This is a genomic window from Acidocella aminolytica 101 = DSM 11237, assembly GCF_900129125.1.
Taxonomy (GTDB): domain Bacteria; phylum Pseudomonadota; class Alphaproteobacteria; order Acetobacterales; family Acetobacteraceae; genus Acidocella; species Acidocella aminolytica.
Map to the genome: position 1 here is coordinate 27,925 of NZ_FQVJ01000013.1, position 20,858 is coordinate 48,782.

Below are 20,858 nucleotides of genomic sequence, written 5' to 3' on the forward strand. Positions count from 1 at the left end.
CGGGCAGCGCAGCAAATCGCGCAGAAGGACGGGCGCGGAAATCACGCGCGCAACAGCTCGTTGATGGAGGTCTTGGACCGCGTCTGCGCATCCACACGCTTCACGATCACCGCGCAGGCCAAGCTGGGCGAAGTCGGCGTCTTGCCCGGCAGCGCGCCCGGTACCACCACGGAATAAGGCGGTACCTTGCCGTAGAACACCTCACCCGTCTCACGGTCCACAATCTTGGTAGAAGCCCCCAGGAACACGCCCATGGACAGCACCGCTCCCTGCCCGACAATCACACCTTCAGCGACTTCGGAACGCGCGCCGATAAAGCAGCCAGCTTCGATGATTACCGGATTGGCCTGCAACGGCTCCAGCACGCCGCCAATGCCAACACCGCCGGAGATATGGCAGTCCTTGCCGATCTGCGCGCAGGACCCCACGGTCGCCCAGGTGTCGATCATAGTGTTCTCGCCCACATAGGCGCCGACATTGGTGAAGCTCGGCATCAGCACCACGCCGGGCGCGATGTAGGCAGAACGGCGCACCACTGCCCCCGGTACGGCGCGCATACCGGCGGCGGCAAAGCGCGCCTCGTCCCATCCGGCGAATTTCACCGATACCTTATCGTAAACCGGCGCGCCACCGGCGCCGCCCTGAATCACATTCGGGTACAGCCGGAAAGACAGCAACACTGCTTGCTTCAGCCACTGGTTGACCACCCAGCCTTCCGCCCCCGGCTCCGCAACGCGTGCCTTGCCCGAATCGAGCAGCTCCAGCGCCGCCTCAATCGCCTCACGCACCGCACCCTGCGTGGCGGGCGAGATATCGCCACGGTTTTCCCAGGCTGCTTCAATGGCGGCTTTCAGATCGGTGCTCATTTCGTCTTTCCCCAAAAATACGCGGCGGACCATGCGAAGAGTCCGCCGCCCCTGTCAACGAAACCGCCTGCTGGTTCAGGCGGCGGTAATGCGTTCCAGCCCACCCATATAAGACCGCAGCTTCTCGGGAACGGTAATGGAGCCGTCTTCGTTCTGGTAATTTTCCATCACGGCGATCAGCGCACGCCCCACGGCAACACCGGACCCATTGAGCGTATGCACGAAATCCGGCTTACCCTCACCCGCGCGGTAGCGGGCATTCATCCGTCGCGCCTGGAAGGCCAGCGTGTTGGAACAGGAAGAAATCTCCCGATACGTACCCAGCCCCGGCATCCAGACCTCCAGATCATAGGTCTTGGCTGCGGAGAACCCGGTATCGCCCGCACAGAGCAGCATACGGCGATAAGGCAAGCCCAAACGCTCCAGCACTGTTTCAGCGGCACGGGTCATACGCTCATGCTCGTCCCAGCTTTGCTCCGGCGTCGTGACGCTCACCAACTCCACCTTGCTGAACTGGTGCTGACGCAACATGCCGCGCACATCTCGCCCGGCCGAGCCAGCCTCCGAACGGAAGCAATAAGAGAGCGCGGTCATGCGCAGCGGCAATTTCGTCGCCGGGGTAATCTCCACCGCCGCCAGATTGGTAAGCGGCACCTCAGCCGTGGGAATCAGCCAGCGGCCATCAGTCGTGGCAAACAAATCCTCCGCGAATTTCGGCAACTGGCCGGTGCCATACATGGTGGCGTCATTCACCAGCAGCGGCACCACGGTCTCAGAATAGCCAAACTCGCCAGTATGAGTGTCTAGCATGAACTGGCCAAGGGCACGCTCCAGCCGGGCCAGCGCGCCTTTCAGCACGGTAAAACGCGACCCGGCCAGCTTGGCGGCTCCAGCGAAATCCATCAGCCCCAGCGCCTCACCCAGCTCAAAATGCTGCTTCGACGCGAAGGCAAATTCACGCGGCGTGCCCCACAGCTTCTCCTGCTTGTTCTGCGTCTCATCCCGCCCCTCCGGCACAGAAGCATCGAGCAGGTTAGGGATTTTCGCTAGCGTATCGCGCAGCAGCCCGTCCAGACGCGGGCCTTCAGCGTCCAGCGCCTCGATCTCCGCGCGTATCCGAGCCCCCTGTGCTTCCAGGTCCGCGCTGTCCTGCTTGTTGCGCTTTGCCTCGCCAATCTTCTTAGAAACCGCGTTGCGCTCCGCCTGCAACTCCTGCAGCTTGGCCAGAGCAGCGCGGCGCTGCTCATCCAACTCCAAAATCTCGCAGGAGAGCGGCAGAATCCCGCGGCGGGCCAACCCCGCATCAAAACCGGCAGCATCCTCGCGGATCATCTTGATGTCATGCATTTTCGGGGTCTTTTTCTTGCTCTGTTTCGCTTTCGGCCGTCTCTTCGGCCTCTTCCTCATATTTGGGCTCGACCATCCGCACGAAGAACAAAGACACCTCGAACAGGAAGATCAGCAGCCCGGCCATGATGCATTGGCTCGGCACATCAGGTGGCGCCATCACCGCCGCCAGCACAAAGCAGCCCACATAGGCATAGCGGCGGTATTTCTTTAGCGCGGCGTGGTTTACAATCCCCACCTTTCCCAACAACGTCAGCAACACCGGCAGTTCAAAGCTGAGTCCAAAGGCGAAGATCAGCTTCATCACGATGTTCAGATAGTCGGACACTTTCGCCATCAGCGAAATATCCACCCCGCCCGAATTCTCCTGGAATGACAGAAAGAATTTCCACGCAACCGGGAAGAACACATAATAAGCCAGCGCCCCGCCCGCGAAGAACAAAATCGGCGTGACGACCAGAAACGGCATCAAGGCCCGCTTCTCGCGCTTATACAAACCCGGCGCGACAAACAGCCAGATTTGCGCCGCCACCACGGGGAAGGAGATAAACGCCGCCCCGAACACAGCCACCTTCACATAGGTAAAAAATGCCTCATACAACGCGGTATAGATCAGCTCCGGCCGTTCACCCCGGGCCTCCAGCGCGTGGGCTAAAGGGGCAGCCAGGAATTCGTAGATCTGCTGTGCGAAATGGTAGCAAACCAGAAACGCGATCAGAAACGCAGCGGCGGACCAGATCAACCGGCGCCGAAGCTCCGAAAGATGCTCCAGCAGCGGCATTTCCTTGTCGTTGATTTCATTATCATCGGCGGCCATGCGTTAAAAACCCCAGCGCCTGGTGCCAGGCGGAATAAAGGCGGGAACCGGCGCTTTACGCACCGTGTCGGGGGGAATCATCGCGGGGGCGTTGGGCGGTTCTTCCTCAACTGGGGCGGGTGGCGTGTAAGAGGCAGCGGTGGCGGAAACGCCGTCATTCACCTCCTGCACGCTGGCGCGCAAAGACCCGTCCGGGTCTATCGTCTCCTCGGCTGCGGCACGGAAATCAAAGCGCCGGAGCTTGTCGATTTCGCCTTTTACGTCCGAGAGATTCGCCTCGCGCATCATCTCGTCGATATGGCCCTGGAACTCCGCCGCCATACCCCTGGCCTTCTTGATAAGCCCGGTGACGGTACGGATGGCGACAGGCAAATCCTTTGGTCCGATGGCAATTAGTGCCACCGCCATGATCAGCCCGATCTCTCCCCATGAAAATCCAAACATCGTGCAGGCTTGCTAGCAGCCCCTCACGCTGTTGGCAAAGACGCGGCGATCCGCATAAGCGCCGCATCCCTCACCCCAAGCTCTCGCAGATGCGACACTGTATTTTCGAAATATTCGCGGCACGTCCCCAAATCCCCCCGGCCGGAGGCAATCAAGGACGCTGTCTGCTCAATGGAAAGCTGTTTGATATAGCGCGGATGGCGCCGGTTGATCACGAATGTCACGGCTCGCACCCGATTGCCGCCCGCCTCCAGCCAGACCCAGCGGACATTATAAGCGCCGCCATACATCTCGCGCTGCCAGAGCAGCCACAGTTCCTCACGGATTTGCTCGGCCCCGATTCGGAAAGCCACCCCCCGGCACGCGCCGCCATGGTCCAGCGCCAGCATAACACCCGGCGTTTCCGGCGTTCCACGCCCAATCATAAGCTTCAGGCAAAACCGCCGGTGCCAGCCGCGCAGCAGGGCGCAACGCTGTTCCTTGAAATGAAACGCCGGATTCCAGATGAGCGAGCCATAGCCAAACACCCACAAATCCTCATCCGCCGGATGCGCGGCCAAGGTTTGTTCAAAGATTTCGGCCATTTCAGTATCGCTGCGCCAACGCATATCCGGGTGCCTCTGGGCGTATTCGCGCTGGCGCGCGCGTAACGTGCCATCCTTCAGCGTCTCTCGGGTAATGCGCAGCTGGGTCATTCCTGCTCGGCCTCCTGGGCTGGGGCTGCTGTGGGTGCTGGCGCGGCGGCAAGTGCCGGGCCAGGGGGGTCGATCAGTAATTCCTCACGCTTGGGCAGTTCCCGCAGATCATTCAGCCCAAACTGTGCCAGGAATGCCGGCGTGGTACCCCACAGCGTGGGTCGGCCAGGGGTTTCCTTGCGGCCCTTGGGCGTGATCAGGCCATTCTCCAGCAGCAGATCCAGCGTGTTCTGCGACAACGCCGCGCCGCGAATCTCCTCAATCTCGGTACGGGTGCAGGGCTGGTGATAAGCAATAATCGCCAAACATTCCATAGCCACACGCGGCAGGCGGCGCGGCAGCTCAACCACCTTGCGCAAAGCCGGGGCAAGGTCCGGCGCGGTGCGGAATTGCCAGCCCCCGCCAACCGTTACAATGTTCACCCCGCGCGGCTCATAGGCCGCAGCAAGAGCCGCCATAACCGCCTCCACGTCCACATACTCGGGCAGCAGCTTGGCGAGCATCCGCGTGGTCACCGGCTGTGTCGCGGCAAAAATCGCCGCTTCGGCCAACCGCATTTCTGGCGTGAAGCCCTCAACCATCAAAACCGTCACGCTCCTCTTTCCTACGCATGAAGATAGGTCCGAATTTTTCATCCTGTTTCAAGTCTAGCTGCCCATGCTTGGCCATTTCCAGCCCCGCGATCAGCGTTGAAGATATGGCGGCACGGAGCGGAACGCCATCCTGCAACCCTTCAGGCAGAAACTGCTCAAGACTTGCCCAGTCCGGCAAAGACCCGAGCAATCTCCCCACGCGTTGCAACGCATCCTGAACAGAGAAGTACACCATCGGCTTGGGACGGTAGCGCTGCTTCGCCCCCGCCCGGCGCCTTGCGGCCAGATAGGCTGAGAGCAGCCCGGTCATATCCAGCTTCAGTTTGGAGCGGTCGAGTTCGGTCAGATCCTCCGGCAGCCCGCGCTCGAATACATCCCAGTTGAGTTGCGGCTGCGCGCCCAGCCATTTCGCGGCTTCGCGCATAGTTTGCAGCTCAATCAACCGGGATTGTAGGATTTCAGCCGCAACTTCGGCGTCCTCCGGCTCGCCAAGCTGAGGCACCAGCAGGCGGGATTTCAGCCAAGTCAGCCAAGCCGCCATCACCAGCCAGTCCGCTGCCAGCTCCAGCCTCACCCGCCGGGCACCATCAATGACAGACAAAAACTGCTCAACCAGCTGCAAAATGGAGATCTTGGCCAGATCCACTTTCTGCGCACGGGCCAGCTCCAACAGCAGGTCTAGAGGGCCTTCAAATCCCTCCAGCTTAAGAACAAGCGATTCAGTAGTATCCAACGCCATTCCCCGTCAGGGTCAGCACAACGCGCTCTGCGGCGGGAAGCAGCAGCCCCATTACCTCACGAAACGGGTCAAAATGCACCCCTACCTGTTCCAACGCCAAGGGCAGCACAAATAGTACGATCAGCACGGCGGCAATGCCAAATTTTTCCGCCTGCGCCAGTTTGATCGCCAACGATAACGGCAGCACTCCCACCGCGATCCGCCCGCCATCCATCGGCGGCAGCGGGATCAGGTTGAACAGCCCCAGTACCAGATTGATTTGAATGAAATAAGCCAAAAATGTCAAAATCTGGGCGGAATGCAGCGCCACCGCCGCATGGACGGCAAGTCCGCCGGCCAATGCCAGACAAAAATTCATCGCCGGGCCAGCAACGGCCACAATCGCCATCAGCCTGCGTGCATTGCGGTAATGGCCAATCCGCAAATTGACTGGATTGACTGGAACAGGCTTCGCCCAGCCATATAAAAACGCAATTCGCCCTAGCGTGAGAAGCTGCCCCAACGCCAGCACCAGCGGCACCACAATGGTGCCGGTCTGATCGATATGCTTCGCCGGGTTAAGCGTCAGCCGCCCGGCCCAGCGCGCTGTATGATCGCCCAACCAATACGCCACCACGCCATGCGCCAACTCGTGCATGATAATGGCGATGGCCAGGGCCACGATAATAAGCAGGATATGTGTCATCGCTTACAGCGCCTCCAGCACGGCGCGGTTGTCCTCGAAATCACCGGGGCAGTACAGCGCGATGTCGCACCCTGCCTCCAGGGCACGCACGGCGCGTTCCGCCGGGGTGCCGCTCAGCGCGCCCATGGCAAGGTCGTCAGACACCAGAACACCTTTGAACCCGATCCGTTCACGGATAAGATGTTGTATGACGATTAGCGATAAAGTCCCTGGATTTAAAGGATCATATTGCTCGTACACTACATGAGCCGTCATCGCCCAGGGCAGCTTGTTATTGGCGATGAAGGGCAACAAATCATCGTCGGTCAACACAGCCACGGACGGCAAGGCCACATGCGAGTCAACCAGCGCTCGCCCATGCCCAGGCAGATGCTTCATCACTGGCAACACGTCTTCAGCCATGATCCCACGGGCGATTTCACCACCCAGGTGCGCCACGGCCGCAGCATCGCCAGTTATGGCTCTGTCCCCCACCACATCGGAAGCGCCGGGTACACGAATATCAAGCACCGGGGCGGCGGTGCAGTTAAAGCCCGCCTGACGGACCATTTGGCCCAGCGCACGACCATGGGCAAAAGCCTCCTCAGCCGTGCGCAGACTACCCGCAGGCTGCAAAGCTGGCCAATGCGGCGGTTTAAGGCGCGCAACCCGTCCGCCTTCCTGGTCCACCATCAATACCGCTCCAGGCGACAAAATAGCTTTCAATTCAGCTATAAGATCAGATAGCTGGGAAGGATCCTTAATATTCCGCGCGAATAAAATAACCCCACGAGGCGGCAGGTCGCGGAACAAATCCCGCTCCTGCGCCGTCATGGACGTGCCAGAAATCCCAAGGATTGCAGGTTTCAAAATGCCGCCACGGTGCAATCCGCACCCTTAGAGTTGAGCTGGTAACAAAAATCCTTTGCCGCCTCTGCCGAGGCAAAACCGCCCAGGCGAAGGCGCCAAAAGCTCCGGCCATTGACGATGGCCGGGATAATCTCCGGCTGCCGCCCTTTCATGAGATCCGGGAATTTCTGCTGCAACTTCACCCATACCCCCAGCACGCCATCCTCTGTGCTGGTAGCCGCGAGCTGTACGGAGGACAGCCCCTCAGCCTCCGCCGCGCTGGTGGCCGTGGAGCCGGGGCGCGGCGTTTGCGACGCGGCGGGGACTACGTTTTTCGGCTTATCCGTGGGTGACGGTGAAGGCGCTTGCACGGCGGCCATCTGCTCGGCCGGTGCGGAAGCGGCGGATTTCGTTAGCCCCGCCGCCTGATCCAACGCCGCGATATCCGGCGCCTGCCCAGCGGGCGCCAGATGCGGCGTCCCGTTATTCATTTCACCGGACATGATGGGAATATTAGCCCCTGGCACCACCAGCCCGCCAGGGTCGGCGGGCACAACACGCAACGGCGTGTCGGGGGGGCTGATCACCGGAGGAGGGCCAAAGCTGTATGGGTGGATGCCGCTCCACGTCCAGGCGATGATGATAACCAGCACCGATACACCGCCCGCCGCGATCGCCATGCGCTTGATGGCTGGGTCCACCCGCTGCCCTTTGGCGCGGTGCGGACGATACAGGAAATCGTCATCTTCCTCCTGCAAGCCTTACCTCATTTCCTCAACCGGATTGACGCCCAGCACGGCAAGGCCAGAGCGAAGCACGATGGCGGTAGCCGCGACAAGCCCGATACGCGCCGCAGTTTCAACCGGCTTGTCCTCTTGCAGGAAGCGCAGTGCAGTATTGTCGCGGCCCGCATTCCACAAGGCGTGGAAGTCCGAGGCGAGATCGTACAGGAAGAACGCCACGCGGTGCGGCTCACGCGCCTCGGCGGCCTGTTCCACCAAGCGTGGCCAAGTGATGAGGCGGCGAATCATCGCCACCTCCTCCGGCGCGGTAAGAGACGAGAAATCAACCTCCCCCGAGGGCGCCTGCGCCGCACGCAGCACGGAGCGGCAGCGCGCATGAGCGTATTGCACATAGAACACCGGGTTCTCACGAGTCTGCGCCACGGCGGCGTTAAGGTCGAAATCCATCTGCGCGTCAGCCTTGCGCATAAGCATCAGAAAACGCACGGCATCCGGCCCAACCTCGTCGATCAGGTCCCGGAGCTCGACAAAGGTGCCGGCGCGCTTGGACATTTTGACCGGTTCACCATTCTTCATCACCTTGACGATTTGGCAGAGAATCACATCCAGCCGCCCGCCGGAGAGCGCCTTCACCGCCGCCTGCATCCGCTTGACGTAACCGCCGTGGTCGGCGCCCAGAACGTCGATCAGATCCGGGCAGCCGCGCCCCACCTTGTCCGCATGGTAGGCGATGTCGTTGGCGAAATAGGTGTAAGAACCGTCAGACTTGGCGATGGGGCGGTCCACATCGTCGCCAAAGTCTGATGAGCGGAACAGCTCCTGCTCACGCGGCTCCCAATCCTCAGGCTTCTTGCCCTTAGGCGGTTCCAATATGCCGCGATAGATCAAACCTTTGTCACGCAGCACCTGCAGACCGCGCTCCACCCCGCCATTCTCGACCAGGGCGCGCTCGGAGGAGAACACGTCATGACGCACGCCCAGCGCGGCAAGGTCATCACGAATCATGTCCATCATGCGGCTGACCGCGAAGGTGCGGAATTCATCCAGCCAGATATCTTCCGGCTGGCCCGCGAATTTATCGCCGTGCCGTGCCGCTAGCGCCTCCCCTATAGGGACAAGATAGCCGCCGCCATACTGCATACCGCCGGGCACAGTGGCGATATAGGCCTCCGTTGGCAGCTTCAATGCCTCCAGATAACGGACATAAACGGACCGCGCGAGGGCCAGAACCTGGGCCCCGGCATCGTTGACATAATATTCCTTGGTGACGTCGTAACCAGCCTTGGACAGCAGGTTGGCCAGCGAATCACCCACCACCGCGCCCCGGCAATGGCCCACATGCAGCGGGCCTGTGGGGTTGGCGGAGACGTACTCGACATTGATCTTACGGCTCTTGGATACACCTTGGCCATAAGCTTCTTGCGCGTTCAGAATTAGAGGAATTTGCGCCAGCAGCAAAGCGGGTGAGAGCGTCAGATTCACAAAGCCCGGCCCTGCCGCCTCAGCCTTGGCAATGCTGGAATGGGTGGAGAGTTTTTCCACCAGCCCTGCGGCCAGTTCACGCGGATTTTTGCTCGCAGGCTTCGCGGCGATCATGGCGGCGTTGGTGGCCATGTCACCATGGGCCGGGTCCTTGGTGGGGGTCACTTCCACGCGCGCCAGTACGTCCGGCGCCAAGCCGGGGGCTAGGGCTTCAAGGGCGATCAGAACCTCGCCACGCAGGGCGGCAAACAGATTTTCGTCTTGCATCTTGTCTCTCAAGCGGGGACGGAAGGGTCCGTCAAACGGGAAAACTCATCCTGGGCGTAGCGGTCGGTCATACCGGCCACATAGTCACGGACAGTGGCGGCGGCCTGGGCAGTTTCAGCCTGTCCTGCACGCTCACGCCAATCATCGGGAAGCAAATCCGGGCGGCGTAACAGCAAGCCGCCCAACGTACGGGTGACGTGAACGCATTTATATGTCATCCTGTTCAGCTTCCAGTGGCGGTACATACGCGCCATCAAAAAGCGCTTCAGCTCGATATTGGCGACCTTGATTTCCTCGGAGAAGCCGATCACCTGCTTGGTGGCGGCGCGGATATCCTCAACCGAGCGCGGAGCCAGATGATCGATCCGGCGAGCGCTTTCAGCCAGCGTGTCATGCACCAGGCAGTTGATCACGCGCCGGCTCAGCTCCGCGCGGATCCGGTTATTTTCACGCGTGAGCTTTTGCGCGTCGCGGAGCAGATCACCGATTACCGGCAGGGCCAGAATATCCTCAAACCCAAACAACCCGGCGCGCAGGCCGTCATCAAGGTCGTGGGTATTATAGGCAATATCGTCCGAGAAGGCGGCGGTCTGCGCCTCGGCAGAGGTCTGGCGGCCTAAATCAAGGTCACACAGCGTGTTAAAGGCGGCGATGGTGGGCGGCGGGTTCTTCAGGGGGCCGTTATGCTTGGCCAGCCCTTCCAGCGTTTCCCAGCTCAGATTCAGCCCGTCAAACGCCGCATAGCGGCGTTCAAGCTGGGTGACGACGCGGAAACTCTGGTCGTTATGGTCAAACCCGCCAAATTCTACCAGCGCCTCGTCCAGCCCTGTTTCCCCGGCATGGCCGAACGGCGGATGGCCAAGGTCATGCGCCAAGGCCAGACATTCAGTCAGGTCTTCGTCAAGATTCAAGGCTCGGGCGATGGCACGGGCGATCTGCGCCACTTCCAGGCTGTGGGTTAAGCGGGTTCGGTAGAAATCGCCTTCACGGTTGATGAATACCTGAGTCTTGTATTGCAGTTTGCGAAAGGCGGAGCTGTGCACTACGCGGTCGCGATCACGCTGATAGGGGCTACGGTCATCCGAGCGGGTTTGCTCGTAAACGCGCCCGCGTGAGTTGTTTTCCTGCACGGCATAGGGGGCTTTCATCATGGCCAGGGCTTTAGAGCACCCTGGCCTTACCACCAAGGCCCCCACGCGCTATATGTGTTGTATGAATGATATAACTGCCTCTTTCGACATTTCTGCCGCCGCTGCTGCCCGCGTGGCGGAGATTTTGGCTGATGACCCCAGCGCAAAGGCCCTGAGGGTGGAAGTGCTGGCAGGCGGGTGTTCTGGCCTGCAATATAAATTCGACCTGACGGACGCACGGACCGAGGAAGATCTGGTGCTGGAGCGTGACGGGGCAACCGTTTTTGTGGACCCGGTGAGCCTAGATTTTCTGGCCGGCGCAGAACTGGACTTTAAAGACAGCCTGATGGGCGCGCATTTTCTGGTGAAAAACCCGAATGCAACCGCCTCCTGCGGTTGCGGGACGTCATTTTCCATTGATTAAGGTTACCACCTGGAACGTAAACTCTGTCCGCACGCGCGAGGCGCATGTGGCAGATTTTCTGGCGCGCGAGCAGCCGGATTTCCTGCTGTTGCAGGAGATTAAATGTGAAGCGCACCAATTCCCAGCCATGGCGTTTTCCGCGCTGGGGTATGAGGCGGAAATTGTCGGGCAAAAATCTTATAATGGCGTTGCCATTCTGCATAAGGGCGGCGCGAAGGTGACGCATAAGCGCTTGCCCGGCATGTATGAAGAAGATTCTCATGCGCGCTTCGTGGAGGTGCGGGCGCACGGGATGAGAATTGGCGGGCTGTATCTGCCTAACGGCAATTCCGGCGGGGATGTAGGCTACCAATATAAACTGCACTGGATGGCCGCATTGCGCGAACATGCGGCGGCAATGATGGAGGGCGATGAGGATTTCATCCTGGCCGGGGATTATAACGTCTGCCCGACCGACGCAGACTACGCCCCCCGCGCTCTGCGCGCGAATGACGCGCTGGTCCGCCCGGAAACCAGAGCGGCGTTTCATGCGCTGCTGCATACCGGGCTGACGGAGGCCGTGCGAGCGCTGCACCCGCGCGAGACACTTTACACCTTCTGGGATTATCAGGGCGGGGCTTGGGACCGCAATATCGGCCTGCGGATTGACCATGCTCTGCTGTCTCCACGCCTTGCGGAGCGGCTGGTGTCTGTGACCATCCATAAAGATGAACGCGCCAAGGCCCAGCCCTCGGACCATGTACCCGTCTCGGTTACGCTAACCGCCTAAAGGGCAAAACAAGTTTAAGCCGCTTCAGAGGGCGGCTTAAACGTGGAAGCTCTCACCGCAGCCGCAACGGCCCTTCTCATTCGGGTTCTCGAAAGTAAAGCCGCGCGTCAACTTGTCCTCCCGGTAGTCCATCACCGTGCCGATAAGGAACAGCGTGGCCTTGCGGTCCACCAGAACGGTGAGTTCCTGGGACTTCACTACCTCATCAGACGCACCGGGTGCTTCCACCCAGCTCATCTCGTATGACATCCCAGAACACCCTTTAGTGCCAACAGAAATGCGCAGCAACTTACCCTTTTCGCCCCCCTCATAGAGCTTGCGCAGGCGCGTGGCCGCGGCATCCGTCAGGGTCATCAGCGGCGGGAGTTCGCGCTTCTTGGGTGCGGCGGTGTGCATAACGTCCATGTCTTTACCTCAAAACATATTCAGCATGAGGCGGGCTTCCTCGCTCATGCGGCTCTGATCCCAAGGCGGGTCCCAGACGGTTTCGACGGTTATGTCGCCCACGCCATCAATCTGCACGATGGCGTTGCGGACCATTTCCGGCAGTTCCTGCGCTGAGGGGCAGCCGGGGGCGGTGAGTGTCATTTCAACCTTCACATCGCCATTTTCAGCCAGTTCTATCGCGTAGATCAGGCCGAGTTCATAAATATTGACCGGAATTTCCGGATCATAAACCGTGCAGATGGCACCGATCACTGCTTCCTCGGTCACGCGGGGGGCGGTTTCGCCATCGGGCGTCCAGCTTGTCACCGGCTGCATCTGGTCCGGTTCGGGTTTTGTGTCAGCCATTGGCGGTATCTCCTGCACTTCCGCCTTTGGCAATGGCGTCTCGAAGGGCACTCCAGGGGAGCGTCGCGCACCGAAGGCGGGAAGGATATTGCGCAATGCCTGCAAGCGCATTCAAGTCTCCCAATTCCGGGTTTTCCTGCCCGGTTTTCACGAGATGTTCGAACCTGTCACTCAATATGGCGATCTCACCGTCAGTTTTGCCGGTGGCTGCCTCGCACATCAGCTCCGCGCTGGCGACAAGGATGGCACATCCATCGGCCTCATGGCGCACATCAGCACCACTGAGAAAAACGCTCACCATATCACCGCACATGCGGTTCTCACTTTTTCCCTCAACGTCAAACACAGCCGGACGGCCTGCATGATGCGGGTGGCGGCTGCGGTCGAGCACGATGGATTGGTAAAGCGCCTCACTCATGCGAAGATCTTTCTTACCCTCTCCAGGCCGGTTGCCAGGGCGTCAATTTCCTCGGGCAGCGTATAGAGGCCAAAAGTGGCCCGCGCGGTGCTGGAAACACCAAGGCGGCCCATCAAAGGTTCGGCGCAATGATGTCCGGCGCGCACAGCAATGCCCTGGCGGTCCAGCAACGTGGCAATGTCGTGCGCATGAGCGTCCTTCATCACGAAGGAGATCACGCCGCCGCGGTCCTGCGCGGAACCCAGGATACGCAGCCCTTCGATCCGGCTGAGTGTCGCCAGCGCGTGCTCGGTCAAATACTGCTCATGCGCGGCGATTGCATCAAAGCCGATGGCGCGGACATAATCGATGGCGGCGCCAAGCCCGATGGTTTCGATGATGGCGGGGGTGCCGGCCTCAAAACGATGAGGCGGCTTGGCCCAAACGGATTTTTCGTAGGAAACGGAGGCAATCATGTCGCCGCCTCCCATGAAAGGCGGCATCGCCCCCAGAATTTCGGCCTTGGCGTAAAGCACGCCGACGCCGGTGGGGCCGTAGAGCTTATGGCCGGAGAAAACGTAGAAATCTGCGTCGATGGCCTGCACATCCACGGCCCTGTGGACGATGGCCTGTGCGCCATCCAGCAGGATCTTCGCCCCATGTTCATGCGCGAATTTCGCCAGCCGCTCGACCGGGGTATAGGAGCCGAGCACGTTGGACATATGGGTGAGCGCTAGCAACTTCACCTTGCCATCGGCAAAGACGTCCTCAAGAGAGTTCCAGTTCAGCTCACCGGAGTCAGTGATTTTGATAATCCGCAGCTCGGTACCGTGGGCGTCACGCAGCATTTGCCAGGGCACGAGATTAGCGTGGTGCTCCATCTCGGAAACCGCAACAGCATCACCCGGCTTCAGCACGGTGCGGCCCCAGCTGTAAGCAACAAGGTTGATGCTTTCCGTCGCGTTGCGGGTGAAAACAATTTCCTCGCGCGAGGCGGCGTTGAGAAGCTCCGCCACCTTGTCGCGTACATTCTCATACGCGTCCGACGCTTTCTCGGACATATAATGCAAACCGCGATGGACGTTTGCATATTGCTCCTCCATCACGAAGCGCATGGCCTCAATCACCTGTTTCGGCTTCTGCGCGGAGGCGCCGGAATCCAGGAAAACGAAGGGCTTTCCATGCACTTTCTGCGACAGGATCGGAAAATCCTGACGGAAGCCATGTACGTCCAGCGCAGGCAAAGTGATGCTCATTGCTTAGTCCACCAGCTTTCCAGAACCTCCTCGAACAACGCCTTGGAGGCGTCATGCGTGACAGGTTCCAGCGCTTCCTCAAGAAAGGCACGGATGAGGATTTGCCTTGCCTCCGCCTCGGGAATGCCGCGCGAGCGCAGGTAAAACACCTGCTCCTCATCCAGGGCGCCGATGGTCGCGCCGTGGGAGCATTTCACGTCATCCGCGAAAATCTGCAGCTCAGGCTTGATGTCCATTTCCGTCTCGGGGGAGAGCAGAAGCGCTTGGCTCATCTGGTAGCCATCTGTCTTCTGGGCGATCTGGTCCACCTCGATCTTGCCCTGGAACACAGCATGCGCCTTGCCCGCAAGAACCGACTTAACCGTCTGGCGCGAGGGGCAATTGGGCGCCTTGTGGCGGATGATGGTGGTGAAATCGCCGTGCTGCGTGCCACCCAAAAGCTGCGCGGCATTCAGATGCGCTAGCGCGTTCTGGCCCAGCAGATTGGCCTCGATCTCCGTGCGGGAAATCCTGGCGCCCAGCGTCAGGGTGAAATGCTCATAAGAGCCTTGGCCTTCGATATCGGCATAGATGGTGGTGGTGTTGAAGGCTTCAACGCTTTCCTCCTGCAGGCGGAAATGCTGGAACTTCGCGCCTTCAGCGACCTCGACCTCGAACACGGCGTTCTGCCAATATGTGCCCTCGCCCTGGTTCAGCTCAATCAGCGCGAATTTCGCCCCCTGCCCCAGCTTGACGCGATGGCGCGGGTGAAAGGCAAAGGGTGTGATGCCGTCAGACTGCGAGATCAGCAGCAGCTCTCCGGCATCCTGCCCGGCGGGGATTTCGATATTGATGCCGTCCTGGGCGTAATCGGCATTGATCAGCGCCATCGGCTGGGTGCCCTGCCCCTCAACCGGGACAAACGGCTTGGCATACGCGAAACCGCTGGACAGCGCCGCATTCAGCACACCATTCAGAAACACGAAACGCGGGAACGGCAGGTCTGGCAGGTCCGGCGTGGCTGCTGCGGCAGGCGGTGCGCCGAAGGTGACGGCCGAAAGCGGGCGCAGATCAGTATAGCGCCAGGCTTCCAGCTTTTTGGTGGGCAGAGCGACCATGATCAGGCGACTTCCAGCCCTGCATAGCCGCTAGCTTCCAGCTCCAGAGCCAAGGAGGCGGGGCCGGAACGGACAATCTTTCCACCCGCCAGCACATGCACCACGTCCGGCACAATATGGTCCAGCAGGCGCTGGTAATGAGTGATCACCAAGGCGGAGAATTTCTCATCGCGTAGGGCGTTCACACCTTCCGCCACTATCTTCAGCGCGTCGATATCCAGGCCGGAATCCGTCTCGTCCAGAATGGCGAGGTGCGGCTTTAGAATGGCCATCTGCAGCATTTCATTGCGCTTCTTCTCACCACCGGAAAAGCCGACATTCACGTTGCGCTTCAGGAAATCCTCCTTCATCGCCAGTTGCCTCACAGCGGCGCGGGCCAGTTTCAGGAAAGCGACGGCGTCCAGTTCCTCCTCACCGCGCTTACGGCGGATGGCATTCAGCGAAGTACGCAAGAAATTGGCATTGCCAACACCCGGCAGCTCCACCGGATACTGGAACGCCAGGAAAAGCCCGGCGGCGGCACGGTCTTCCGGCTCCATCTCCAGAATGTTCTCGCCGTTGAAAATCACTTCGCCTTTGGTCACCTCATAGCCCTCGCGGCCAGAGAGAACGTAAGACAGCGTGGATTTGCCAGCGCCGTTGGGGCCCATGATGGCATGGATTTCACCATCGGGGATGGTGAGCGTCACACCCTTCAGGATTTCCGCATCGCCAATACGCGCATGCAAATTCTTGATCTCGAGCATCAGCCCACCGAACCTTCCAGAGAAACAGCTAATAGTTTTTGTGCCTCAACGGCGAATTCCATCGGCAATTCTTTCAGCACGTCCTTGCAGAAGCCATTGACGATGAGGCCCACCGAATCCTCTTCCGAGAGACCACGGGAGCGGCAATAGAACAGTTGATCCTCGGCGATTTTAGAGGTGGTGGCCTCATGCTCCACCTTGGCCGAGGAATTGCGGTTTTCAATATACGGCACTGTATGCGCACCGCACTGATCGCCGATCAGCAACGAATCGCACTGGGTGAAATTACGCGCGCCGGAAGCGCCGGGCATGATCTTCACCAAGCCGCGATAGGTGTTGTTGGACTTACCGGCGGAGATACCTTTGGAGATGATGGTGCTCGTGGTGTTCCTGCCGACATGGATCATCTTGGTGCCGGTATCGGCCTGCTGATGACTGTTGGTGACAGCGACCGAGTAAAACTCGCCCACCGAGCCCTCACCCTGCAGGATGCAGGAGGGATATTTCCAGGTAATCGCAGAGCCAGTTTCCACCTGCGTCCAGGATATCTTTGAATTCCGTCCCCGGCAGGCGCCGCGCTTGGTGACGAAGTTATAAATCCCGCCCTTCCCGTCCGCATCGCCAGGATACCAGTTCTGCACGGTGGAATATTTGATCTTGGCGTCATCAAACGCCACTAGTTCAACCACGGCGGCGTGGAGTTGGTTTTCATCGCGCATCGGCGCGGTACAGCCTTCGAGATAGGAAACGGAAGCACCTTCCTCCGCCACGATCAGCGTGCGCTCAAACTGCCCGGTATTGCGGGCGTTGATACGGAAATAGGTGGACAACTCCATCGGACATTTCACGCCCTTGGGAATAAAGACGAAGCTGCCGTCCGAGAACACGGCGGAGTTTAGGGCGGCAAAGTAATTATCGCCCGCCGGGACCACAGAGCCCAGATATTTGCGCACCAGTTCGGGGTGTTCTTTCACCGCCTCGGAAATGGAGCAGAAGATCACGCCCGCCTTGGCCAGCGTCTCCCGGAAGGTGGTGGCGACGGAGACAGAATCGAACACCGCATCCACGGCCACACCCGCCAGCGCCGCGCGTTCATTCAGCGGGATGCCTAGCTTCTCATAGGTTTTCAGCAGCTCAGGATCGACCTCATCAAGCGATTTCGGCGCGGCCTTGGCTGGCGCGGCGTAATAATAGAGGGCTTGATAATCGATCGGTGGATGATGAACCCGCGCCCAATGCGGCTCCTCCATCTTCAGCCACGCCTCATAAGCCTTTAGGCGCCAAGCCAGCAGCCATTCCGGCTCACCCTTTTTGGCGGAAATGAGACGCACAATGTCCGTCGAGAGCCCCTTGGGGAACTCTTCCATTTCGATATCGGTGGTGAACCCGTACTTATATTTCTGGGCCGCCAGTTCCTGGATTGTGGCTTCTGTGGTCATGGACATAGTTCAGGCAACCTCGTTGATCGTCGGGGCCGGGATACGGAATGCGGGCGGAATTGACGCCGCCGCCATATCGGCCAGGGAAATATGAGAGAGCGCGTTACGGATGGCCTCGTTCACCGGGTCCCATCGCCCGGCAACGGGGCAAAGAGAGTGGCTCTCACAGGTCGCGGCCGCCCCTTCCACGCAGGAGGTCAGTGCAATGGGACCATCAATGGCGACAATCACATCCGACACCGGAATATCGGCCAAAGATTTACTTAGCCGGTAGCCGCCGCGCGCGCCGCGTGTGGAAATAACCAACCCATGCCCGGCCAATGCTTTCATGACCTTGGCAACAGTGGGTTCCGGCACGCCGATTCCGGCTGCGATACCGGGCGACGTTTCAACGCCCTCAGCCGTGCCCAGGCGGACAAGGGCGGCCACCGCATAATCGGTCAGGCGTGAGAGTTTCAGCATAACGACCCCATTAAACGGACCTAATTAGTCCTGTTTCCAAAATGGGCTATCAAGGCCGGATCGTCAAGCGCGCGTTACACAATGTTGCGCGGCATATAAAGGCCGGTTCAGCCGAGTCTGGTGATGAGACCGGGCAGCTCAGCGGGATGCTCGGCGCGGGCCTCGCCTTTGCCCTCACCATAGCCCCAGGTACAGAATATGGCGGGCAACCCCAACCCGGCGGCGGCGTTCATATCGTTGGCGTGGTCACCGACCATAATCGCATCGGTCACTTCAAGCCCGGCCAGCGCGGCGGCTAGGTGGCGCGGATCGGGTTTACGGTAGGGCGTCGAATCCCCACCGACCACGGCGCCAAAAAACCGTGCAAGATCCAGCGCCGCCAGCACTTCTTGGGTCGCGCGCATGGGCTTGTTGGTGCAGATGCCAAGCGGCCGTCCCTCATCCCGCAGCGTCTCCAGAGCCGGAATGATGCCCTCGTAAATCACTGTCTCAATCACCGGGTTTTCGGCATAGATGGTCATGAACCGTTCAAAATTCTGGGCCTGCGCCTGCGTGCCGCGCGCGGCAAAAGCGCGTTCCACCAGCACCTTGGCGCCATCCCCAATCATACTGCGGACCTCATTCAGAGTCAGCGGGGCGTGGCCGTCTGCTGCTAACACCTGATTCAGCTTCGAGGTGATATCTAGCGCGGCGTCGATCAAGGTGCCATCCAAATCGAAAATCACCGCGCGCATGAAATACTCCGTCGTACAATTTGAATCTCCTCTCCTTTGACACAGAGCGTGCGGCAGGGCTACCGCAAAGCCGTTACCATGGAGAGTAAGTCTGATGTGCGGAATCGTTGGGGTCGTGGGCCATTCGGAAGCGGCGCCGCTGCTGCTCGGCGGGCTGCGGCGGCTGGAATATCGGGGTTATGATTCCGCGGGCATCGCGACGCTGATTAACGGCCATATCGGGCGCCGTCGCGCGGAAGGAAAGCTGAAAAACTTGGCCGCTGTGCTGAAGGCTGATCCGCTAGCGGGCACCACGGGCATTGGCCATACACGCTGGGCGACACATGGTGCCCCCACAGTGGACAATGCCCACCCGCACGCGACCTCCCGCGTGGCGGTGGTGCATAACGGCATCATTGAGAATCATCTGACCCTGCGCGCCGAGCTTGAGGCCAAAGGCCAAAGCTTCTCGACCGAGACCGATACCGAAGTTGTGGCGCAACTTGTCGATTATTTGTTGCAGCAGGGCATGGCGCCCATTGAAGCCGCGTCTCAGGCCTTTACCCGCTTGGAAGGGGCATATGCGCTGGCGCTAATCTTTGCAGGGCATCAGGACCTAGTGATTGGTGCGCAGAGCGGCGCGCCCTTGGCCGTTGGGTATGGGGCAGAGGAAATGTATCTTGGTTCCGACGCGCTGGCCTTGGCCCCGCTAACCCGCGAAATCGCCTATCTCGAGGACGGCGACTGGGTGGTGGTGACCAGCAAGGGCGCGGTTTTTCATAACCGCACCGGCGCCGAGGTCACCCGCCAGAAAAAACTGACCGCGCTTACCGGGGCGGCGATCGGTAAAGGGAATTTCCGGCACTTCATGGAAAAAGAGCTGCACGAGCACCCGGTGGTGATCGGGGATGTTCTGCACAGGATGCTGGAAGCCGAAACGCCCCGTTTGCCTGCCCTGCCCTTTGATCTGGCGGGCATTCAACGGATTACGATGAGCGCCTGCGGCTCGGCTTTCTATGCCGGGCTGACCGCCAAATTCTGGCTGGAAAATCTGGCCCGCGTGCCGGTGGAGGCGGATGTGGCCAGTGAGTTCCGCTATCGGGCGCCGCCTTTGGATGCGGGCGGGCTGGGGCTGCTAGTCAGCCAGAGCGGCGAGACCGCCGATACGCTGGCCGCCTTGCGGTACATGAAAGCCGAGGGGCAGAAAATCCTCTCCGTGCTGAATGTGCCGGAAAGCACTATGGCACGTGAAAGCCATGCCATTCTGGAAACCATCGCCGGGCCTGAAATTGGCGTTGCCAGCACCAAGGCCTTTACCGCGCAGCTTACGGTCCTCGCGGTTTTCGCTTTGGCCTTGGCGCAGGCCAAAGGCCAGCAAAGCCCGGCGGAGATTAGCCGCTTGGCCGCAAGCCTGCTGGAAGTGCCCGCCAGGGCAGCAGAAATTCTAGGCAACGACGCACCTATCCGCAGGCTGGCGGAGCGGATCGCCGAGGCGCGGGACGTGCTATATCTGGGGCGCGGCGGCTGCTTCCCCATCGCCATGGAAGGCGCGCTGAAGCTGAAGGAAATTTCTTATATCCACGCCGAGGGCTATGCGGCGGGCGAAATGAAGCATGGGCCTATCGCGCTGATTGATAAAAGCGTGCCGGTTATCGCGATTTGCCCCTCCGGCCCGCTCTTCGAGAAAACAGCCTCCAATCTGCAGGAAGCCGCCGCGCGGGGCGGGCAGATTGTGGTGTTCTCTGACGAGGAAGGCGCATCCAAGCTGGCGCCGATCGCCGCCGAGACCATTTTGCTGCCCAGCATCGACCCATTCGCTGCGCCAATCCTGCTCGCCATCCCAGTGCAAATGCTGGCCTATCATGTGGCAGTGCTGAAAGGCACGGATGTAGACCAGCCACGCAACCTCGCCAAATCTGTCACGGTGGAGTAAAATTTTTCACGCACCGCAGCAAATGCCCGAAAGGCGTTTCACAACCGTCTCTTCGTGGCACTTGCGGGAAACTCTTCAACGAATCACTCTGAATTTCGAGACAAAGTGCTGATTTACTTGACCAAACACCGTTGTCCGCGCTGAACATAAAATTTGGCAAGATTATGTTTTAAAGTTTGTAAAACCGTGGCGAT

At 59.9% G+C, this 20,858-nt stretch carries 24 protein-coding genes; 3 read left to right on the plus strand and 21 right to left on the minus strand.

Annotated features, from left to right (window positions below):
• Positions 1–41 precede the first annotated feature (41 nt).
• The 12 genes from dapD to BUB54_RS08825 form a co-directional block, all read right to left on the minus strand.
• Positions 42–866, minus strand: a complete 825-nt coding sequence (dapD, locus tag BUB54_RS08770; protein WP_048877441.1) for a 2,3,4,5-tetrahydropyridine-2,6-dicarboxylate N-succinyltransferase — start codon at positions 864–866, stop codon at positions 42–44.
• A 75-nt stretch (positions 867–941) separates the two neighbouring features.
• The gene (gene serS, locus BUB54_RS08775) at positions 942–2,213 is read right to left on the minus strand and encodes a serine--tRNA ligase (RefSeq protein WP_048877390.1); all 1,272 of its coding nucleotides are present in this window, start codon (positions 2,211–2,213) and stop codon (positions 942–944) included.
• Positions 2,206–3,030 carry a twin-arginine translocase subunit TatC gene (gene tatC / locus BUB54_RS08780; RefSeq protein ID WP_048877391.1) on the minus strand — a complete coding sequence of 275 codons (825 nt, stop codon included), beginning with the start codon at positions 3,028–3,030 and terminating at the stop codon, positions 2,206–2,208. The genes serS and tatC overlap by 8 nt, the downstream gene beginning before the upstream one ends.
• Before the next feature lie 3 nt (positions 3,031–3,033).
• Positions 3,034–3,474 (minus strand): Sec-independent protein translocase protein TatB, encoded by a 441-nt coding sequence (gene tatB / locus BUB54_RS08785; RefSeq protein WP_048877392.1) that lies wholly within the window; start codon positions 3,472–3,474, stop codon positions 3,034–3,036.
• 23 nt (positions 3,475–3,497) lie between these two features.
• The gene (locus BUB54_RS08790; protein ID WP_048877393.1) at positions 3,498–4,169 is read right to left on the minus strand and encodes a gamma-glutamylcyclotransferase; all 672 of its coding nucleotides are present in this window, start codon (positions 4,167–4,169) and stop codon (positions 3,498–3,500) included.
• Complete coding sequence (scpB, locus tag BUB54_RS08795; RefSeq protein WP_373318325.1) at positions 4,166–4,762, minus strand: SMC-Scp complex subunit ScpB; 597 nt, start codon at positions 4,760–4,762, stop codon at positions 4,166–4,168. The genes BUB54_RS08790 and scpB overlap by 4 nt, the downstream gene beginning before the upstream one ends.
• Positions 4,743–5,501: a segregation and condensation protein A gene (locus BUB54_RS08800; RefSeq protein ID WP_048877395.1), complete on the minus strand. Its 759-nt coding sequence runs from the start codon at positions 5,499–5,501 to the stop codon at positions 4,743–4,745. Before BUB54_RS08800 ends, scpB begins: the two co-directional genes overlap by 20 nt.
• Positions 5,482–6,186 carry a site-2 protease family protein gene (locus BUB54_RS08805; protein WP_048877396.1) on the minus strand — a complete coding sequence of 235 codons (705 nt, stop codon included), beginning with the start codon at positions 6,184–6,186 and terminating at the stop codon, positions 5,482–5,484. Before BUB54_RS08805 ends, BUB54_RS08800 begins: the two co-directional genes overlap by 20 nt.
• Before the next feature lie 3 nt (positions 6,187–6,189).
• Positions 6,190–6,999, minus strand: coding sequence for a glycoside hydrolase family 3 N-terminal domain-containing protein (locus BUB54_RS08810; protein ID WP_244890760.1), 810 nt, complete (start codon positions 6,997–6,999; stop codon positions 6,190–6,192).
• A 32-nt stretch (positions 7,000–7,031) separates the two neighbouring features.
• Positions 7,032–7,772, minus strand: coding sequence for an SPOR domain-containing protein (locus tag BUB54_RS08815; RefSeq protein WP_048877398.1), 741 nt, complete (start codon positions 7,770–7,772; stop codon positions 7,032–7,034).
• A gap of 3 nt (positions 7,773–7,775) precedes the next feature.
• The gene (gene argS / locus BUB54_RS08820) at positions 7,776–9,506 is read right to left on the minus strand and encodes an arginine--tRNA ligase (protein WP_048877399.1); all 1,731 of its coding nucleotides are present in this window, start codon (positions 9,504–9,506) and stop codon (positions 7,776–7,778) included.
• An 8-nt stretch (positions 9,507–9,514) separates the two neighbouring features.
• Positions 9,515–10,657: a deoxyguanosinetriphosphate triphosphohydrolase gene (locus BUB54_RS08825; protein WP_048877400.1), complete on the minus strand. Its 1,143-nt coding sequence runs from the start codon at positions 10,655–10,657 to the stop codon at positions 9,515–9,517.
• Positions 10,658–10,718: 61 nt separating this feature from the next.
• Here BUB54_RS08825 and erpA point away from each other — a divergent pair, with 61 nt between their 5' ends.
• Entirely contained in the window at positions 10,719–11,060 is a 342-nt protein-coding gene (erpA, locus tag BUB54_RS08830) for an iron-sulfur cluster insertion protein ErpA (protein WP_048877442.1), read from the plus strand.
• Complete coding sequence (locus BUB54_RS08835) at positions 11,056–11,829, plus strand: exodeoxyribonuclease III (RefSeq protein ID WP_048877443.1); 774 nt, start codon at positions 11,056–11,058, stop codon at positions 11,827–11,829. Before erpA ends, BUB54_RS08835 begins: the two co-directional genes overlap by 5 nt.
• A 36-nt stretch (positions 11,830–11,865) precedes the next feature.
• Here BUB54_RS08835 and BUB54_RS08840 read toward each other — a convergent pair whose 3' ends face one another.
• From BUB54_RS08840 to BUB54_RS08880, 9 genes are all read right to left on the minus strand, one after another.
• Entirely contained in the window at positions 11,866–12,234 is a 369-nt protein-coding gene (locus BUB54_RS08840) for a HesB/IscA family protein (protein ID WP_048877401.1), read from the minus strand.
• A gap of 9 nt (positions 12,235–12,243) precedes the next feature.
• Positions 12,244–12,621: an SUF system Fe-S cluster assembly protein gene (locus BUB54_RS08845; RefSeq protein WP_052948276.1), complete on the minus strand. Its 378-nt coding sequence runs from the start codon at positions 12,619–12,621 to the stop codon at positions 12,244–12,246.
• Complete coding sequence (sufU, locus tag BUB54_RS08850; RefSeq protein ID WP_048877402.1) at positions 12,614–13,039, minus strand: Fe-S cluster assembly sulfur transfer protein SufU; 426 nt, start codon at positions 13,037–13,039, stop codon at positions 12,614–12,616. Before sufU ends, BUB54_RS08845 begins: the two co-directional genes overlap by 8 nt.
• Positions 13,036–14,274, minus strand: coding sequence for a cysteine desulfurase (locus BUB54_RS08855; RefSeq protein WP_048877403.1), 1,239 nt, complete (start codon positions 14,272–14,274; stop codon positions 13,036–13,038). Before BUB54_RS08855 ends, sufU begins: the two co-directional genes overlap by 4 nt.
• Positions 14,271–15,371 carry a Fe-S cluster assembly protein SufD gene (gene sufD, locus BUB54_RS08860; protein ID WP_048877404.1) on the minus strand — a complete coding sequence of 367 codons (1,101 nt, stop codon included), beginning with the start codon at positions 15,369–15,371 and terminating at the stop codon, positions 14,271–14,273. Before sufD ends, BUB54_RS08855 begins: the two co-directional genes overlap by 4 nt.
• Before the next feature lie 2 nt (positions 15,372–15,373).
• On the minus strand, positions 15,374–16,117 hold the full coding sequence (gene sufC, locus BUB54_RS08865; protein WP_048877405.1) for a Fe-S cluster assembly ATPase SufC: 744 nt from the start codon (positions 16,115–16,117) through the stop codon (positions 15,374–15,376).
• Positions 16,117–17,562: a Fe-S cluster assembly protein SufB gene (gene sufB, locus BUB54_RS08870; RefSeq protein WP_048877406.1), complete on the minus strand. Its 1,446-nt coding sequence runs from the start codon at positions 17,560–17,562 to the stop codon at positions 16,117–16,119. The genes sufC and sufB overlap by 1 nt, the downstream gene beginning before the upstream one ends.
• A gap of 3 nt (positions 17,563–17,565) precedes the next feature.
• Positions 17,566–18,018, minus strand: a complete 453-nt coding sequence (locus BUB54_RS08875) for an RrF2 family transcriptional regulator (RefSeq protein WP_048877407.1) — start codon at positions 18,016–18,018, stop codon at positions 17,566–17,568.
• A 107-nt stretch (positions 18,019–18,125) separates the two neighbouring features.
• Positions 18,126–18,752, minus strand: a complete 627-nt coding sequence (locus tag BUB54_RS08880) for an HAD-IA family hydrolase (protein ID WP_048877408.1) — start codon at positions 18,750–18,752, stop codon at positions 18,126–18,128.
• A 94-nt stretch (positions 18,753–18,846) separates the two neighbouring features.
• On the opposite strand from BUB54_RS08880, the gene glmS reads away from it, so the two are divergent.
• Positions 18,847–20,664, plus strand: coding sequence for a glutamine--fructose-6-phosphate transaminase (isomerizing) (gene glmS, locus BUB54_RS08885; RefSeq protein ID WP_048877409.1), 1,818 nt, complete (start codon positions 18,847–18,849; stop codon positions 20,662–20,664).
• Positions 20,665–20,858 lie beyond the last annotated feature (194 nt).

Excerpts from the sequence above, each read along its gene's own strand:
- erpA (WP_048877442.1), top strand. The coding sequence starts at position 10,719 with ATGAATGATATAACTGCCTCTTTCGACATTTCTGCCGCCGCTGCTGCC.
- sufB (WP_048877406.1), bottom strand. The coding sequence starts at position 17,562 with ATGTCCATGACCACAGAAGCCACAATCCAGGAACTGGCGGCCCAGAAA.
- BUB54_RS08855 (WP_048877403.1), bottom strand. The coding sequence starts at position 14,274 with ATGAGCATCACTTTGCCTGCGCTGGACGTACATGGCTTCCGTCAGGAT.
- tatB (WP_048877392.1), bottom strand. The coding sequence starts at position 3,474 with ATGTTTGGATTTTCATGGGGAGAGATCGGGCTGATCATGGCGGTGGCA.
- sufU (WP_048877402.1), bottom strand. The coding sequence starts at position 13,039 with ATGAGTGAGGCGCTTTACCAATCCATCGTGCTCGACCGCAGCCGCCAC.
- BUB54_RS08875 (WP_048877407.1), bottom strand. The coding sequence starts at position 18,018 with ATGCTGAAACTCTCACGCCTGACCGATTATGCGGTGGCCGCCCTTGTC.
- BUB54_RS08810 (WP_244890760.1), bottom strand. The coding sequence starts at position 6,999 with ATGACGGCGCAGGAGCGGGATTTGTTCCGCGACCTGCCGCCTCGTGGG.
- BUB54_RS08840 (WP_048877401.1), bottom strand. The coding sequence starts at position 12,234 with ATGGACGTTATGCACACCGCCGCACCCAAGAAGCGCGAACTCCCGCCG.
- BUB54_RS08845 (WP_052948276.1), bottom strand. The coding sequence starts at position 12,621 with ATGGCTGACACAAAACCCGAACCGGACCAGATGCAGCCGGTGACAAGC.
- BUB54_RS08825 (WP_048877400.1), bottom strand. The coding sequence starts at position 10,657 with ATGATGAAAGCCCCCTATGCCGTGCAGGAAAACAACTCACGCGGGCGC.
- glmS (WP_048877409.1), top strand. The coding sequence starts at position 18,847 with ATGTGCGGAATCGTTGGGGTCGTGGGCCATTCGGAAGCGGCGCCGCTG.
- serS (WP_048877390.1), bottom strand. The coding sequence starts at position 2,213 with ATGCATGACATCAAGATGATCCGCGAGGATGCTGCCGGTTTTGATGCG.
- sufC (WP_048877405.1), bottom strand. The coding sequence starts at position 16,117 with ATGCTCGAGATCAAGAATTTGCATGCGCGTATTGGCGATGCGGAAATC.
- tatC (WP_048877391.1), bottom strand. The coding sequence starts at position 3,030 with ATGGCCGCCGATGATAATGAAATCAACGACAAGGAAATGCCGCTGCTG.
- argS (WP_048877399.1), bottom strand. The coding sequence starts at position 9,506 with ATGCAAGACGAAAATCTGTTTGCCGCCCTGCGTGGCGAGGTTCTGATC.
- sufD (WP_048877404.1), bottom strand. The coding sequence starts at position 15,371 with ATGGTCGCTCTGCCCACCAAAAAGCTGGAAGCCTGGCGCTATACTGAT.
- BUB54_RS08800 (WP_048877395.1), bottom strand. The coding sequence starts at position 5,501 with ATGGCGTTGGATACTACTGAATCGCTTGTTCTTAAGCTGGAGGGATTT.
- BUB54_RS08880 (WP_048877408.1), bottom strand. The coding sequence starts at position 18,752 with ATGCGCGCGGTGATTTTCGATTTGGATGGCACCTTGATCGACGCCGCG.
- BUB54_RS08805 (WP_048877396.1), bottom strand. The coding sequence starts at position 6,186 with ATGACACATATCCTGCTTATTATCGTGGCCCTGGCCATCGCCATTATC.
- dapD (WP_048877441.1), bottom strand. The coding sequence starts at position 866 with ATGAGCACCGATCTGAAAGCCGCCATTGAAGCAGCCTGGGAAAACCGT.
- BUB54_RS08790 (WP_048877393.1), bottom strand. The coding sequence starts at position 4,169 with ATGACCCAGCTGCGCATTACCCGAGAGACGCTGAAGGATGGCACGTTA.